Source organism: Roseovarius bejariae, assembly GCF_009669325.1.
GTDB classification, from domain to species: domain Bacteria; phylum Pseudomonadota; class Alphaproteobacteria; order Rhodobacterales; family Rhodobacteraceae; genus Roseovarius; species Roseovarius bejariae.
The window spans coordinates 2,816,999-2,831,838 of sequence record NZ_SZWE01000001.1 but is presented as its reverse complement, the minus strand read 5'-3'; the positions used below and the strand labels follow the sequence as shown (position 1 = coordinate 2,831,838).

Here is a 14,840-nt window from a genome sequence, read left to right as displayed (position 1 = left end):
CACATGAGTTATGGTATTTATATCGGGCGCAACCACACGGCCGACGGGGCGGCCTATCTGGCCGGTTACGGGGACGAACCCAGCAGCCATTGGCTGGAAATCACCCCCCGCGCAGAGCCCCCCGAGGGCGCGACACTCACCGTCGGCGTGACGCCACAGGCGGACATGCCCGGCCACCTCACCGAGATCCCGCAAGCGTCCGAGACGTTGCGCAACATGCGGGTGAACTACAGTTACTATCTTGGTGTGCCCGCGCCGCTGACCAATGGCGGGCTGAACGAATGCGGGGTCGCGGTGCGCGACATCTGGTCAACGTCCCGGGCCGACTTGATCGCCATGACACCGAAGGACCAGACCGGGCCGAACTATTCGGATCTTGCCCGCATCGTGGTGGAACGCGCCCGTAGCGCCCGTGACGGCGTGGAACTGATCGGGAAACTGATCGCCACACATGGCTATTCCACCTATGGCGGAAATTCCCACATGATCGCCGACCCCGACGAGGCCTGGGTGGTGATCGAGTTTGCCGGGGGCCGTGGCCTGTGGTGCGCCGAACGGCTCGGCCCGGACAGCATCCGCGCCTCGCGCCCGGGGTACATCGGCGAAATCCCTCAGACCCCGGATGATGACGTCCTTTTCCCATCGCATTTCTTCGACACGGCCCGCGAACAGGGCTGGTGGTCTCCAGAAGACGGACCATTCCACGTCAACCGCATCTATGGGGACGGCAAGCATCGCTGGGATGGTGTCACCTGGATCGAGGACGAGATGCGCGCCCGCGCCGAACGGCCGGAAAAGATCGCGCTGGAAGACGTGTTCTGGTCCATCAGCACCGAGCGCCTGACGGGTGACACCGCCGGCTATGGTCAGGTCGTCCCGCTGATCCATCCCGCGCATGACGCATTGCGCATGATGTGGCACGCACCGGTCGGCCCGGTCACCGCGCCGCTCCTGCCGGTTTTTCTGGGGCAGGACACGGTTCCGCCGGCCTGGCGCCAGCACCGCTACCTGACGACGGGCGAAAGCCATCGGTTTCTCGATTGCCGCAAGAAGGACAAGGACCCCGACACGGTGTCCCTCGTGCCCCAAGGCATCGAGACCGGACCGTCCGCCTTTCATGACTTCAAGCGGCTGATGCACTTGGCCATCCAGAAACCGGACCCGATCCTGACAGAGGTCTGGACACATTGGCGCGCAATCGAGGCAAACGTGAATGCCCGCATCCCCGACACCCTGCGCGCGGCAGAACGCCTTCTGGAGGTGGGTGAAGAGGCATTGGCATCCCGGATTCTGACCGAATTCAGTCATGCGCGCATGGCCGAGGCTCTGGCCGATTGTCAGGCCCTCTCGGCGGCGGCCCATGCAAGGCTGCGTGCGCTTGGGGACCTGAACATGACCCACGAGCCCCGAATGCTTGACCAACTCTGGTAATCCGGCAGGCTGTCGTCCCACCAAGGCCCGGCTTTGGCATGCGTGTTTGCCAAAGCATCCTTCACCGGACGCGCCAAAGCCACAGCCACATTTTTGCCCTATTCAAACTTTAGTCAGGCATGGTGTATACGCAGGCGTTGAAGGGTCATTACGGTCATGAGCACGCTGACAGGCGAAAATCGGGTATTTATGTTCCTGCAAGGCCCCCACGGGCCTTTCTTCGCGCGTCTGGGTCGTATGCTGGAACGCGCAGGGGCCACAGTCTGGCGCGTGGGGTTCAACGCGGGTGATCGGGCCTTCTGGCGCAACCGGCACAGCTACATCCCCTATCTCGGCAGCCACGAAGACTGGCCCGACACCATTGAAAACCTGCTTACCGATAAAACCGTCACCGACCTCGTGCTTTACGGCGACACCCGCCCGATCCACGCCGAGGCAGTCAAGGCCGCCAAGGCCCGCGGGCTGCGCGTGCATGTCTTCGAGGAAGGCTACATGCGCCCCTACTGGGTGACATACGAACGCGGCGGCACCAACGGCCATTCCCGGCTGATGGAGATGACCGTCCCGCAGATGCGCGCGGCGCTGCGAAACTCCGACATGGACGCCCCCCTGCCCCCGGCCAGTTGGGGCGACATGCGCCAGCACATCTTTTACGGCGCGGTCTACCATGGCTGCGTGATGCTCCTGAACCGGCGCTACAAAAGTTTCCGCCCCCACCGGGCGCTCAGCGTGACGCAGGAGTTCAAGCTCTACCTGCAACGCCTGCTCCTGATGCCCGCACAGGCCATCGACCGACGCATCGCCACATGGCGCATCCGGCATGGCGGCTTCCCCTATCACCTGGCACTCCTGCAGCTGGAACACGACAGCTCCTTCCAGGCCCATTCACCCTTTTCCACCATGGCCGAGTTCCTGGAAACCGTGATCGACGGCTTCGCCCATGGCGCTCCTCCGCATCATCACCTCGTCATCAAGGCCCATCCGCTGGAGGATGGCCGCGCCCCCATCCGGGCCGAGTTGAAACGGCTGGCCCGCGCCGCCGGGATCGCCGACCGCGTGCATTACGTGCGCGGCGGCAAACTGGCCCAGCTTCTGAACGAGGCGCGCAGCGCCGTCACCGTCAATTCCACCGCCGCCCAACAGGTGCTCTGGCGCGGCATCCCGCTCAAGACCTTCGGCGCCGCCGTCTACGCCAAGCCCGAGTTCGTCAGCACCAAACCCCTGCGCGATTTCTTCGCCGGGGCCGAACGCCCCGACCGGCGCGCCTATACCGATTACCGCCGCTACCTCCTGGAAACCAGCCAGGTGGCGGGCGGCTTCTATTCCTCCAGCGGCCGTCGGCAACTCCTGCGACAAGCCGTCGACATGATGCTGGCCCCCGAAGACCCCTACGATGCGCTCAAATCCGGCACCGCGGCCCCAAGGCAACAGTTGCAGCTGGTCACCTGAGCCAACCCCGCCAAGACTCTGGATTTTTCAGACAACCTTGGCTAAAGTGACAAAAAAAGAAGACCGAGGCAGAAATAGGTCGAGGAGACCGAGCAGTGAATTCCAAACCGAACCGTTGGGCGCGGTCCGTCGCCCTTGTGGCCATGGTGGCGATGATTTCGTCCTGTGGTATCCTGCCCCGCGTGGGCCCCAACAAGCGCGAGATTTATTCCGGCTCCGTGCAGCGTCAGGGCGACGCCTTCGTCGTCACCGTCAATGACCGCGTGACGCGCGCCACCGCCGTGCAACCCGCCCTTGGCTTTACCGAAGAATTCCGCAACGCGGGGCGGCTCGGCTCGGACACCATCCGCCCGGGCGACACACTCGGCCTGACGATCTGGGAGAACGTCGACGATGGGTTGCTTGCGGGCGAAGCCGCCAACCAGACCGTCCTCGAAGAAGTACAGGTCGATGGCGCGGGCTTCATCTTTGTCCCCTACGCCGGCCGCATCCGCGCCGCGGGCAACACCCCCGAGGCGATCCGCCGGATCATCACCTCCAAACTCGACGAACAAACCCCCGATCCGCAGGTCCAGGTTCGCCGCCTCGCCGGCGACGGCTCCACGGTCAGCCTCGTGGGCGCCGTGGGCGGCCAGGGCGTCTACCCGATCGAACGGCCCACCCGCACCCTCTCGGCCATGCTGGCCAACGCGGGCGGCATCGCCATCGAACCCGAGATTGCCCAGATCACCGTGATCCGCGGCGATCAGCGCTCCAAGGTCTGGTTCCAGGACCTCTTCAAACACCCCGAGTTCGACATCGCATTGCGCGCGGGCGACCGTATCCTTGTCGAGGAAGACACCCGCGCCTTCACAGCGCTCGGCGCCACCGGCGCACAGGCCCGTGTCCCCTTTGAATCGCAAACCCTCAGCGCGGTCGAGGCCCTGGCACAGGTCGGCGGCCTCAGCGCCACCGCCTCCGACCCCACCGGCGTCTTCGTCATGCGCAACGAACCCGCTGCCATCGCCAACCAGGTTCTGGGCCGCACCGACCTTCAGGGCGCACAACGCCTGATCTACGTGCTGGACCTGACCAAGCCCAACGGCATGTTCATGGCGCGCGACTTCTCGGTGCGCGACGACGATACGCTCTACGTCACCGAAGCGCCCTTCGCCCAATGGAGCAAAGTCATCTCGGCCCTCACCGGCACGCTCGGCGCGGTCAGCACCGTCACAACGGCCAGCGACGCGCTCGGCGGCGGCTGATGCCCGCACCCGATCCGAAACAACCCGCCGCGACATCCTCGCGGCGGGTTTTCTATTTCAACGCGGGCTTCCTGCGCCAATCCCGCATCCGCCGTATCATGGCGCTTGCGGGCCTGCCGCTGCACCTTGGCCGCCCCGACCCGGACGACCTGATCGCCGTCTGGGGCAAAAGCCCCTACGCCCAGCGCGGCGAGGCGATGGCCGCGAAAACCGGCGCCGCCCTCCTGCGTCTCGAAGATGCCTTCCTGCGCTCGCTGCACCCGGGCCGCGAGGGCGAGCCGCCCCTGGGCCTCATCATCGACCACACAGGCATCTACTTCGACGCCAGCGCGCCGTCCGATCTCGAAACCCTGCTGGCCACCCACCCCTTCGACGACACCACCCTGATGGACCGCGCCCGCGCCGGGATCGCCCGCATGCAAGAGGCGCAGCTCAGCAAATATTCCGGCTTCGACCCCCATACCCCCTGCCCCGATCCCGGCTATGTTCTGGTGATCGACCAGACCCGCGGCGATGCCTCGGTCACCCACGGCGGGGCCGATGCCAATACCTTCCGCGAGATGCTGACCGCCGCGCAGGTCGACCACCCCGGTGCCCGCATCGTGATCAAGACCCACCCCGAAACCATGACGGGCCACCGCCCGGGCTATTTCGGGCCCGACGATGGAACCGACCGCATCACGCTCCTGTCCGATCCGGTCAGCCCATGGGCGCTGCTCGACGGGGCCATCGCCGTCTATACCGTCACCTCGCAACTGGGGTTCGAGGCGATTTTCGCGGGCCACAAACCGCATGTCTTCGGGCACCCCTTCTATGCCGGATGGGACCTAACCCAAGATCACCACCCCGCCCCCCTGCCCCGCCGGGGCCGCCCCCTCAGCCGCGCACAGCTTTTCGCCGGGGCCATGGTGCTCTACCCCACATGGTACGACCCCTACCACGACCGGCTCTGCACCATGGAAGAGGCGATCGAAACCCTCGCCGCCCAAACCCGTGCATGGCGCGAGGACAGGCACGGCTGGGCAGCCCACGGCATGCGCCTTTGGAAACGCAAACCACTTCAGCAATTCTTCGGCAAACCGCGCGGGGTCAGCTTCAACTCCAAGGCCAACGGCCAACGCCGCCACATGGTCTGGGCCAACCGCGCGAATGAGGCCCCCGAAGGTGCCCTGCGCCTTGAGGATGGCTTCCTGCGCTCACGTGGCCTCGGCGCCGACCTGATCCCGCCACTCTCGCTGGTGCTGGATGATCTGGGCATCTACTACGACCCCGGTCAGCCCTCACGCCTTGAAACCCTGATCGCCAAACGCGCCACCCTGCGCCCCGATCAACAACGCCGCGCCGAGGCGCTCATCGCCAAGCTGATCGATCTCAAACTCTCGAAATACAACCTCGGCGGCCCATTGCCCGACCTGCCCCAAGGCCACCGCATCCTTGTCCCCGGTCAGGTCGAGAATGACGCCTCCATCCGGCTTGGCGCGGGGCAGGTGAACACCAACCTCGCCCTGCTGCAAACCGCCCGCAAGGCCAACCCCGAAGCGGTGATCCTCTACAAACCCCACCCCGATGTCGAAGCCGGGTTGCGCCCGGGTGCGATCCCCGAAGACAAGCTAAAAACGCTGGCAGAGGCCGTGCTCCCCAACACCGACCCGGCGCAATTGCTGGACCACGTGCAAGAGGTCTGGACGATGACCTCGCTCCTGGGGTTCGAAGCCCTCTTGCGCGGCCTGCGCGTCACCACCACCGGCGCGCCCTTCTACGCCGGATGGGGCCTCACCCGCGATCTGGGCAATCCGTCCCCACGCCGCACCGCCCGGCCCTCCCTCGACGGGCTGGTCCACGCCACCCTCATCGACTATCCCCGCTATTACGACCCCGTCACAGACACAGCCTGCCCCGCCGAACTGGTGATCGACCGCCTCGCCCACGGCCCCTTGCCACAGCCGGGCCCCGCCAACCGCCTCACGGCGAAACTGCAAGGCGCACTGGCCAGCCACGCTTGGCTCTGGCGGTAACACGCAACTCAAACATCATCTCTCTTGGCAAACGGCGGATGCCTCCGGCGGGAGTATTTGGGGAAAGATGAAGCCCGACACATATGAAGCTTCATCTTTCTGAAAATACTCCGGGGGAGTCGCCCACAGGGCGACGGGGGCAGCGCCCCCGATCTAATGCCGGTGCCAGCGGTGCATCACGTCGCCGCCAATGTCGCGGGTCTCGACCAGCTCAAACCGCCGCGCCTCGTCCAGCCGCTCCAGCCCCAGCGCGCCGATCCCCGGCAGGCCCTCGGCTCCGATGGCCAACCCCGCGGTAAAGCCTATCAACTCATCCACCAGATCCCCGGCCAGAAGCGAGGCCGCCAGCGCGCCCCCGCCTTCGCAGAACACCCGGGTCAGCCCCACCTCGCCCAAGCGCTCCAGAACCGAGGCCATATCCAACTGCCGCCCCGTCAAGCCGCAGGGGATCACCTCCGCACCCACGCCCTCCCACGCCTCGACCAGCGCCGCATCGGCATCCGGCCCGTGACATAACCAAACGGGGACCTCCCGCGCCGTACGCGCCAGCTGCGACATCAAGGGAATATCCAAGCGGCGCGAGACCACAACGCGCACGGGCTGGCGTATTGCGCCCATATTGCGCACCGTCAGCATCGGGTCATCCGCCCGCGCCGTGCCCGCGCCCACCATCACCGCGTCATGCCGCGCGCGCATCCCATGCACCATGCGGCGTGCCGCGCCCCCGGTGATCCACTGGCTATGGCCCGTCGCCGTGGCGATCCGTCCGTCGAACGAGGTGGCCAGTTTCAGGGTGACATGCGGCGGCCCGCCCGCCGCCTTGCTCAGGAACCCGCCCAGATCGCGCGCCGCCTCCTCGGCCAGCACCCCGGTCTCGACCTCGACACCGGCCGCGCGCAGAATATCGAACCCCTTGCCCGACACCCGCGGGTCGCTATCGGTCAAACATGACACCACCCGCGCCACCCCCGCCTGAACCAAAGCCTCGGCACAGGGCGGGGTTTCTCCATGATGCGCGCAAGGCTCCAGCGTGACATAGGCCGTGGCCCCCTTTGCCGCCGCGCCCGCCTGCGCCAAAGCCACAACTTCGGCATGCGGCCGCCCACCCGGCGCGGTCCAGCCGCGCCCGACGATCCGCCCGTCGCGCACCAGGACACAACCCACCGCCGGGTTGGGCCAGCATTGCCCCTGCCCCCGCCGCCCAAGCGACAGGGCCAGCCCCATGAACCGCGCGTCGGTGTCCCGGCTCACTCGTCCGATTGCTTGGCTTCGGCGATCGCCTCGTCGGGGCGCAACTCGCTCACGAATTTGTCGAAATCATCGGCCGCCTGGAAATTCTTGTAGACGCTGGCAAAGCGCACGTAGGCCACGGTATCGATCCGCGCCAGGCTTTCCATGACGATCTCGCCCACGGTTTTCGACGGGATATCCGTCTCGCCCATGCTTTCCAATCGCCGCACGATGCCGGAAATCATCTGCTCGATGCGCTCCGGCTCCACCGGGCGCTTCTGCAACGCGATCCGGATCGAGCGTTCCAGCTTGTCACGGTCGAAATCCTCGCGCCGCCCATTGGTTTTCACCACCACCAGATCGCGCAACTGCACGCGCTCATAGGTGGTGAACCGACCGCCACAGGCCGGGCAAAACCGCCGCCGCCGGATCGAAACATGATCCTCGGCCGGTCGGGAATCTTTTACCTGGGTGTCAACATTTCCACAAAACGGGCAGCGCATGGGCCGTCCCCCTTTTCTTCTCTGCCTCTTCGGTCATGGGTCTCAAGCCCAGTTATCCACAGCCACTATAGGACACCCGCAAGGTTTTGGGTAGAGGGGAATTTACACCGCTAGATAAGCAGGGCACCGGGGGTTTAAGAACGCGAAAACCGGCTTAGGTCAGGGTCAACGCCAGCAAAAGAAAGGCCATGACATGACCGACAAGACCCTTTTCATCACCGGTGCCTCCTCTGGGATAGGGGCCGAAACCGCCCGCGCCGCCGTGGCCAAGGGCTGGCGCGTGGCCCTCATGGCCCGTAGCGCCGACAAACTTAAGACCCTCGTGCAGGAGCTGGGCGCCGACAGCGCCCTCGCCATAACCGGCGACGTCACCAAATACGACGATCTGACCGCCGCCGTCTCCGCCACCAAGGACAAGTTCGGCCAGATCGACGCCGTCTTCGCCAACGCGGGTATGGGCCTCGATACCCCCGGCGTGGCCGAGGGCGACCCGGACGAATGGCAGGCGATGATGGACCTCAACGTCATGGGCGTGCTCTGGACGGTCAAGGCCAGCTACGAGGCACTGAAAGACACCAAAGGCCACCTGATCCTGACCGGCTCGGTCGCCGGGCAAATTCACCTGCCCGGCTCGGTCTATGGCGCGTCCAAGTGGTTCGTCCACGGCTTCGGCGGCAACATGAGCGAGGAGATGCGCGGTTGGGGCGGGCGCTGTACCGTGATCGCACCGGGCATGGTCGATACCCCCTTCTTCGAGCAACCCAAACCCGACAAGCTCAAGCCTGAGGATGTGGCCCAAACGGTGATCTTCGCGTTGGAACAGCCCAAGCGCGCAGATGTCCGCAACCTGACGATCATGCCCACCGGCTAACCGTCAGGCCAGATGCGCCGCCACCTTCCGGCTGTGCGGCGCATCGCGATGCTCGAACAGGTAAATCCCCTGCCATGTGCCCAACACGGGCACGCCACCGCTGACCGGAATGCTCAAACTCACCGGCATCATCGCCGCCTTGATATGCGCGGGCATGTCATCGGGGCCCTCGTAGGTATGTGTCAGATAGGCCATCGTGGGGTCCGTCGTGGGCGGCACCAGCCGGGCAAAGTAATTGCGCAAATCGGTCTGAACCTCGGGGTCGGCATTCTCCTGAACAATCAGGGAACAGGAGGTATGCCGCACGAACAGCGTCAACAGCCCCGCCTGCACAGCCTGCTGGCCGACCCACTTCCGCACCTCGCGGGTAAACTCATACAGGCCCTGCCCCCGGGTGCCGATCTGAAACTCTGTCTGCGACGCGCTCAACATGGCCCCCATTGAAAGGCCTCACGATCCCAACACTGGCCCGCCGCCGCCTTGGCCTCGTACAGCGGATAGACATCATTGATCGTCACCGACCCGGCATCGCAGGTCATCTGCGCCATGGTCTGATCCCCCTTGATCACCGTCACCCCGCCCGAGATTTCGGCCGTCATCTCCCCCCCTTCGGGAATGCGATCAATCGCGTAATGCACGGTGTAATCGAAGGCGCCGTTGGTAAAACCCGCCTCCTCGTAGATCGTTCGCCCGATGCCGTTCCACGGCCACATATGAACCTCGGTCACGGGCCGCGCCAACAGCATCTCTGCCACAGCATTCACCGGACCAAAGCGGTAATAAGCAACATCGCCCTGCAAACACAGGTCAACGGAATTTGCCCCGCCCGCCACGGTGCAATGAAACAGCGGCACACCCGGGCCGAAACAACCCTCGGCGCGGGCCGCGCCACTGGCGGCGATGAGCATCGCAAAACTCAGGATCGTCTTTCGCATCCGGCAAGCTCCCTGACGGTCATTTGGCTCGGGTGTAGCACGCGCAAACCGCCCCGGACCAACCCTTTCAATGCCGTGAACAGGGCGCACGGCCCGTTTACTCTCGGCCTGCGTACGCATGGGCAACCAAGCCTTAACCCAAGGGGCGCATCGGGGCGCGCGTTTACGAAGCCTACGCAATGGTAAACACCGCGCACGCTCAAATCGTACGACTCGTACGGTTCGTACGTTCCCCGCCCGGCACCCCCCGATTTTCGTACGAAACACCGGGGGCAAGCGTACGACTCGTACGAAATGTACAACTTGTACAGAGGCACGAACGAAACCCCGGAGGTTTGCACAAAACTCCGGGGTCAAACGTACAATCTGTACAGAAATCGGCAGGCTGCGGGCCTAGCGGAAAATCCGCTCGCCCTGCTGGTCGATAAGCTGCTTGGCCTTGCGCAGGGAAAACTCCTGCGCCTCGTCCAAAGACCGCAAGGTATCGGCCCGCACCAGTTGATGCACCTTCACCTCGCCGTCGATCTCCTTTTCGATCCGCGCGGCCACGCGAAAGCCCTCTTTGTCCGTTTGCGGCGCAGGCGTGATACGGAACCCCTCATAGGTTTCCGTCTCCGCCTCCGGTTCAGGCTTGGGCTTTCCGCCGCCAAAAAGCTTGGAAAACAAGGACATACCGGCGCTTATTGATCCAGGAACGAGCGCAACTTGCGGCTACGGCTCGGGTGTTTGAGCTTGCGCAACGCCTTGGCCTCGATCTGCCGGATACGTTCGCGCGTCACGCTGAACTGTTGGCCCACTTCTTCCAGCGTGTGGTCGGTGTTCATACCGATGCCGAAACGCATCCGCAAAACCCGCTCCTCGCGTGGTGTCAGGCTCGACAGAACCCGCGTCGTGGTTTCCTTCAGGTTGTCCTGAATCGCGCTATCTAGCGGAAGAACAACGTTTTTATCCTCGATGAAGTCGCCAAGCTGGCTGTCTTCCTCGTCCCCGATGGGGGTTTCAAGGCTGATCGGTTCCTTGGCGATCTTCATCACCTTGCGAACCTTCTCAAGCGGCATCTGCAGCTTCTCGGCCAGTTCCTCGGGCGTGGGTTCACGGCCGATTTCATGCAGCATTTGCCGCCCTGTCCGCACCAGCTTGTTGATCGTTTCGATCATATGCACCGGAATACGGATGGTGCGCGCCTGGTCGGCGATCGAGCGGGTGATCGCCTGACGGATCCACCACGTGGCATAGGTCGAGAATTTGTAGCCCCGGCGATACTCGAACTTGTCCACCGCCTTCATCAGGCCGATGTTGCCTTCCTGAATAAGATCAAGGAATTGCAGGCCACGGTTCGTGTATTTCTTGGCAATCGAGATCACCAACCGCAGGTTGGCCTCGACCATTTCCTTCTTGGCCTGACGGGCCTCTTTCTCGCCCTTCTGGACTTGACTGACGATGCGGCGGAACTCGCTGATGTCCAGCCCCACGTACTGCCCCACCTGCGCCATGTCGGCGCGCAGCTCGGCCACCTTTTCGGGGTTGCGCTCCATGAACATCTGCCAGCCACGACCGGGCTTTTGTGCCATGTCGTCCAGCCACGTCGGGTCCAACTCGCGGCCCCGATACGCCTCGACGAATTCCTTTCGGTTGATGCGGGCTTGGTCGGCCAGTTTCACCATCGCGCTGTCGATCTGCATGATCCGGCGGTTGATGCCGTAAAGCTGGTCGATCAGGGCCTCGATCCGGTTGTTGTGCAGGTGAAGCGAATTCACCAGTTCCACGATTTCCGAGCGCAATTTCTGATACTTGGCCTCGGCGGCTTCGCTGAATGACCCGTCCTCGTTCAGGGTGGCCGAAATCCGGCTGTCCTGCATTTCGCTGAGTTCCGAGAAGTCCTCGGCGATGCGATCCAGCGTTTCAAGGACACGCGGCTTGAGGGCGGCTTCCATGGCCGCGAGGCTCATGTTGGCCTGTTCGTCTTCCTCGTCGTCATCGTCCTTGGCGATCGGATTGCCATCGGCGTCCAGTTCCGGCTGGCTGTCTTCCGATTTCTCCTTGGGCGCGGAGGTGACATTCGCCGCTTCGGCAACAACGCTATCCTCGGCGCCCTCTTCCTCATCACCCATCTGGCCCGAGAAGGTGGTCTCAAGGTCGATCACATCGCGCAGCAGGATGTCTTCCCCCAGAAGTTCGTCACGCCAGATGGTGATCGCCTGGAAGGTCAGCGGGCTTTCGCACAGGCCCGCGATCATCGTGTTGCGCCCCGCCTCGATCCGCTTGGCAATGGCGATCTCGCCCTCGCGGCTCAGCAGTTCGACCGACCCCATCTCGCGCAGGTACATGCGCACCGGGTCATCCGTGCGGTCAAGTTTTTCTTCCTTGCCCGAGCCAAGCGTGATCTCACCCTTCTTGCCGATCTCGGCAACGGCGGTGGTCTTGCTTTCCTCTTCCTCGGCCTCTTCGGCCTCGATGATGTTGATGCCCATCTCGTTGAGCATCGACATCACGTCCTCGATCTGCTCACTGCTCACCTGATCGGGCGGCAGCACCTTGTTCAGCTGATCGTAGGTAATAAAGCCTTTCTCACGCGCCTCCCCGATCATCTTCTTGACCGCGGCCTGACTCATATCGAGCGAGATTTCGGCCTCCTGATCTTCGGGTTTCTGGTCGTCGGTGTCCTTGGCGGCCATGGAGCTCTCCTGAACGAAAGGGCGATCGGGTGATTCTTAAAATCGAATCAATAACGCGTTCGCATGATTCGCACACCCGTTTACCCTGTTTTCCTTACATATTCCTAGCCAAAAGCCCTTCAATGGCCTGACTTGGAGTAATTGATCCTTTCCAGCAACGCCTCGAAAGCGTCACGTTCGTCACGACTGATTCGCGCACCGTTATCCCCAACCTCGTACTCGGCCTTGTCTTCTTGCTGGCTGCGCTGTGCGCGATTGCGCGTTTCCGCCGCCTGCCCAAGCCGCCATGTCATGGCTTCATCCGCAATGCCAGCAATCTCTTCCGAGGCCTCACTCACTTCCGCACTCCAACCCGCCTCGGCCTTCAGCTTGGCCAATTCCTCGGCAACGGTCATGCGTGCAGCTTCGGTGTCGCCGCGGCGACGCACGGCGGGGATTATGGCGACATGGGGCTGGGACAAGAGCCTTTCAAGAGCCTCAAACCCCATCGTGGCCTCTATTCTTTCATGCAAGACATCTGCCCCATCGGGCGCGAACCGCAGGATCAAATCCCGCAGGCGGTTGTGGTCGGGATCGGTACATTCCATCCCTTCAAGCGCATCCTCGAACTCATCGCAAAGCTGCGGACAACACAGCAAGCTGGCCAGAATGACAGCTTCGCGGACATGGGTCCGCGCGTCTTCACCTGCCGCGACCAATAGCGATGACTTGGTACTCGCGCGTGCGGTCGGTATGGGCTGCCACTTGCCTGTGCGCGGTTGCCCCTGCCCAACACTGCGTCGTGGACTGAACAATTGCCAACGCAGGTCTTTCACCGCTTGACCATAGTGCGCCTTGATCGACGGGTCACGGATCAGCTTGATCTTTTCGCGCAGGGCCTTGTCGAGGGCCGCCTTGCGTTCCGGGCTATCGAAATCGCGCCCTTCGGTCTCGCGTTGCCACAAAAGCTGCACCATGGGCATCGCCTCATCCAGCTGCTTTTGCACCGCGCTTGCCCCCTTGGAGCGCAGCAGGTCATCCGGGTCCTGCCCCTCGGGCATTAACACGAACCGCAGGCTCTTACCCGCCTCCAGAAGCGGCAAGGCCAGATCAATCACCCGGTACGCCGCCCGAAGGCCCGCCGTATCGCCATCAAGCGCCATGATCGGCTCATCCGCAATGCGCCAAAGCATCTGCAACTGATGCTCGGTCACCGCGGTCCCCAAGGGCGCCACCGAAGCCCCGAACCCCGCCTTGGCCAGTGCGATCACATCCATGTAGCCTTCGGCGACGATCAGGGGTTGGCCCTTGCCCGCCGCCTCACGCGCAGGCCCGTGATGATAAAGCGTGCGGGATTTATCAAACAACTCGGTCTCGGGCGAGTTGAGGTATTTGGCGTTATCGTTGGGGTCCATGGCCCGCCCGCCGAAGGCGATACACCGCCCACGCGGATCGCGGATCGGGAACATGATCCGGTTGCGAAAGGTATCATAGGGCCGCCCGCCCTTCTGGCTGGGCTTGGCCAACCCCGCATCGAGGATCAACTGATCCTCGACACCCTTGTTCTTCAAGTGATCCCATAGCCCCTGCCAGGCATCGGCGGCAAACCCGATCTCAAACCGCTCCTGTGCAGCCTCCTCAAGACCCCGCCCGGCCAGATAGTCGCGCGCCGCAGCCCCCGCACCCGTCTTCAACGACAGGCGAAAATGCTGCACCGCCATTTCCATGATTTCAATAAGCTGGGTGCGGCGGTCGGCCTTTTCCTGTGCCCTAGGGTCACGCTCGGGCATCGGCATACCCGCCTCACCGGCCAGAATACGCACCGCCTCCATGAAATCCACGTTCTCGGTTTCACGCACGAAAGAGATCGCATCACCCTTGGCATGGCAGCCAAAGCAGTAATAAAACCCCTTCCGGTCATCGACATGAAAGCTGGCGGTTTTTTCGTGGTGGAAAGGGCACGGCGCCCACATGTCGCCCTTGCCCTGATTGGATTTGCGGGTATCCCACATCACCTTGCGCCCGACGACATCGGTCAACGACAGGCGCGAGCGTAGCTCGTCAAGGAATCCGGGGGGCAGGCTCATACGTCCATATATGGGCAAGCCGACCGATTGAGCAAGCCGGTGAGGCGCAGAGTTTACTGCGCCAGACAGGCCTTCTCGTAGGTTGCGCCGACCTCTTCGCTCAGTTGCGCTTCTTCAAGGCCGTAGACCCAATTGACGATCGGCTGAACGGCAGCCTTGTAAATCGCCGCATCGCCCTCAAGGCCATTGCCGATGGTCTGCACCGCTTTTTTCTGGCCCATTCCCTCAGTACGCGCTTCAACCGCGGCATCCACGATCCCGGCCGAAGTGGAACAAATGCTTTCCTTGTCTTGCGCGGCCAAAGGTGTGGCAAGAACAAGGGCAGAAATAAGCACGGCAAAGCGGGTCATGGTCACCTCGTGGTGTCTTGAATCATCGCGTTCAACTTAATGCCCCTGCCAAGGAATGAAAGGGGGTGCGC

Annotated in this window: 13 protein-coding genes; 5 read left to right on the top strand and 8 right to left on the bottom strand. The window is 63.3% G+C overall.

Annotated elements, in window-relative coordinates; translation table 11 throughout:
* Nucleotides 1–3: 3 nt before the first annotated feature.
* The 4 genes from FDP25_RS13720 (at nt 4) to FDP25_RS13705 (ending at nt 6,139) form a co-directional block, all read left to right on the top strand.
* Nucleotides 4–1,431, top strand: coding sequence for a C69 family dipeptidase (locus FDP25_RS13720; protein ID WP_154152819.1), 1,428 nt, complete (start codon nt 4–6; stop codon nt 1,429–1,431).
* A gap of 156 nt (nt 1,432–1,587) precedes the next feature.
* Nucleotides 1,588–2,880, top strand: coding sequence for a capsule biosynthesis protein (locus tag FDP25_RS13715; RefSeq protein WP_154152816.1), 1,293 nt, complete (start codon nt 1,588–1,590; stop codon nt 2,878–2,880).
* A 143-nt stretch (nt 2,881–3,023) separates the two neighbouring features.
* The gene (locus FDP25_RS13710) at nt 3,024–4,124 is read left to right on the top strand and encodes a polysaccharide biosynthesis/export family protein (protein WP_154153520.1); all 1,101 of its coding nucleotides are present in this window, start codon (nt 3,024–3,026) and stop codon (nt 4,122–4,124) included.
* Nucleotides 4,124–6,139: a capsular polysaccharide biosynthesis protein gene (locus tag FDP25_RS13705; protein WP_154152813.1), complete on the top strand. Its 2,016-nt coding sequence runs from the start codon at nt 4,124–4,126 to the stop codon at nt 6,137–6,139. The genes FDP25_RS13710 and FDP25_RS13705 overlap by 1 nt, the downstream gene beginning before the upstream one ends.
* Before the next feature lie 153 nt (nt 6,140–6,292).
* Here the strand turns inward: FDP25_RS13705 and ribD are convergent, their stop codons facing one another.
* Together ribD and nrdR are read right to left on the bottom strand one after the other, a co-directional pair.
* A complete protein-coding gene (ribD, locus tag FDP25_RS13700; protein ID WP_343032056.1) occupies nt 6,293–7,390 on the bottom strand; it encodes a bifunctional diaminohydroxyphosphoribosylaminopyrimidine deaminase/5-amino-6-(5-phosphoribosylamino)uracil reductase RibD in 1,098 nt (365 codons plus the stop codon).
* Nucleotides 7,387–7,872, bottom strand: a complete 486-nt coding sequence (nrdR, locus tag FDP25_RS13695; RefSeq protein WP_154152810.1) for a transcriptional regulator NrdR — start codon at nt 7,870–7,872, stop codon at nt 7,387–7,389. The genes ribD and nrdR overlap by 4 nt, the downstream gene beginning before the upstream one ends.
* 193 nt (nt 7,873–8,065) lie before the next feature.
* Between nrdR and FDP25_RS13690 the strand changes: the two genes are divergently transcribed.
* On the top strand, nt 8,066–8,743 hold the full coding sequence (locus FDP25_RS13690; protein WP_154152805.1) for an SDR family oxidoreductase: 678 nt from the start codon (nt 8,066–8,068) through the stop codon (nt 8,741–8,743).
* A gap of 3 nt (nt 8,744–8,746) precedes the next feature.
* On the opposite strand, the gene FDP25_RS13685 is transcribed toward FDP25_RS13690, so the two are convergent.
* The 6 genes from FDP25_RS13685 to FDP25_RS13660 all read right to left on the bottom strand — a co-directional run bounded on the left by FDP25_RS13685 (nt 8,747) and on the right by FDP25_RS13660 (nt 14,769).
* Nucleotides 8,747–9,175 (bottom strand): secondary thiamine-phosphate synthase enzyme YjbQ, encoded by a 429-nt coding sequence (locus FDP25_RS13685; RefSeq protein WP_154152802.1) that lies wholly within the window; start codon nt 9,173–9,175, stop codon nt 8,747–8,749.
* Nucleotides 9,169–9,678 carry a hypothetical protein gene (locus FDP25_RS13680; RefSeq protein ID WP_154152799.1) on the bottom strand — a complete coding sequence of 170 codons (510 nt, stop codon included), beginning with the start codon at nt 9,676–9,678 and terminating at the stop codon, nt 9,169–9,171. Before FDP25_RS13680 ends, FDP25_RS13685 begins: the two co-directional genes overlap by 7 nt.
* A gap of 393 nt (nt 9,679–10,071) precedes the next feature.
* Nucleotides 10,072–10,350: an HlyU family transcriptional regulator gene (locus FDP25_RS13675; protein ID WP_154152796.1), complete on the bottom strand. Its 279-nt coding sequence runs from the start codon at nt 10,348–10,350 to the stop codon at nt 10,072–10,074.
* Between the two features lie 8 nt (nt 10,351–10,358).
* Nucleotides 10,359–12,353 carry an RNA polymerase sigma factor RpoD gene (gene rpoD / locus FDP25_RS13670; RefSeq protein ID WP_154152792.1) on the bottom strand — a complete coding sequence of 665 codons (1,995 nt, stop codon included), beginning with the start codon at nt 12,351–12,353 and terminating at the stop codon, nt 10,359–10,361.
* Nucleotides 12,354–12,472: 119 nt separating this feature from the next.
* On the bottom strand, nt 12,473–14,419 hold the full coding sequence (dnaG, locus tag FDP25_RS13665) for a DNA primase (protein WP_154152789.1): 1,947 nt from the start codon (nt 14,417–14,419) through the stop codon (nt 12,473–12,475).
* 53 nt (nt 14,420–14,472) lie between these two features.
* Nucleotides 14,473–14,769 (bottom strand): DNA primase, encoded by a 297-nt coding sequence (locus FDP25_RS13660; RefSeq protein ID WP_154152786.1) that lies wholly within the window; start codon nt 14,767–14,769, stop codon nt 14,473–14,475.
* Nucleotides 14,770–14,840: the final 71 nt, after the last annotated feature.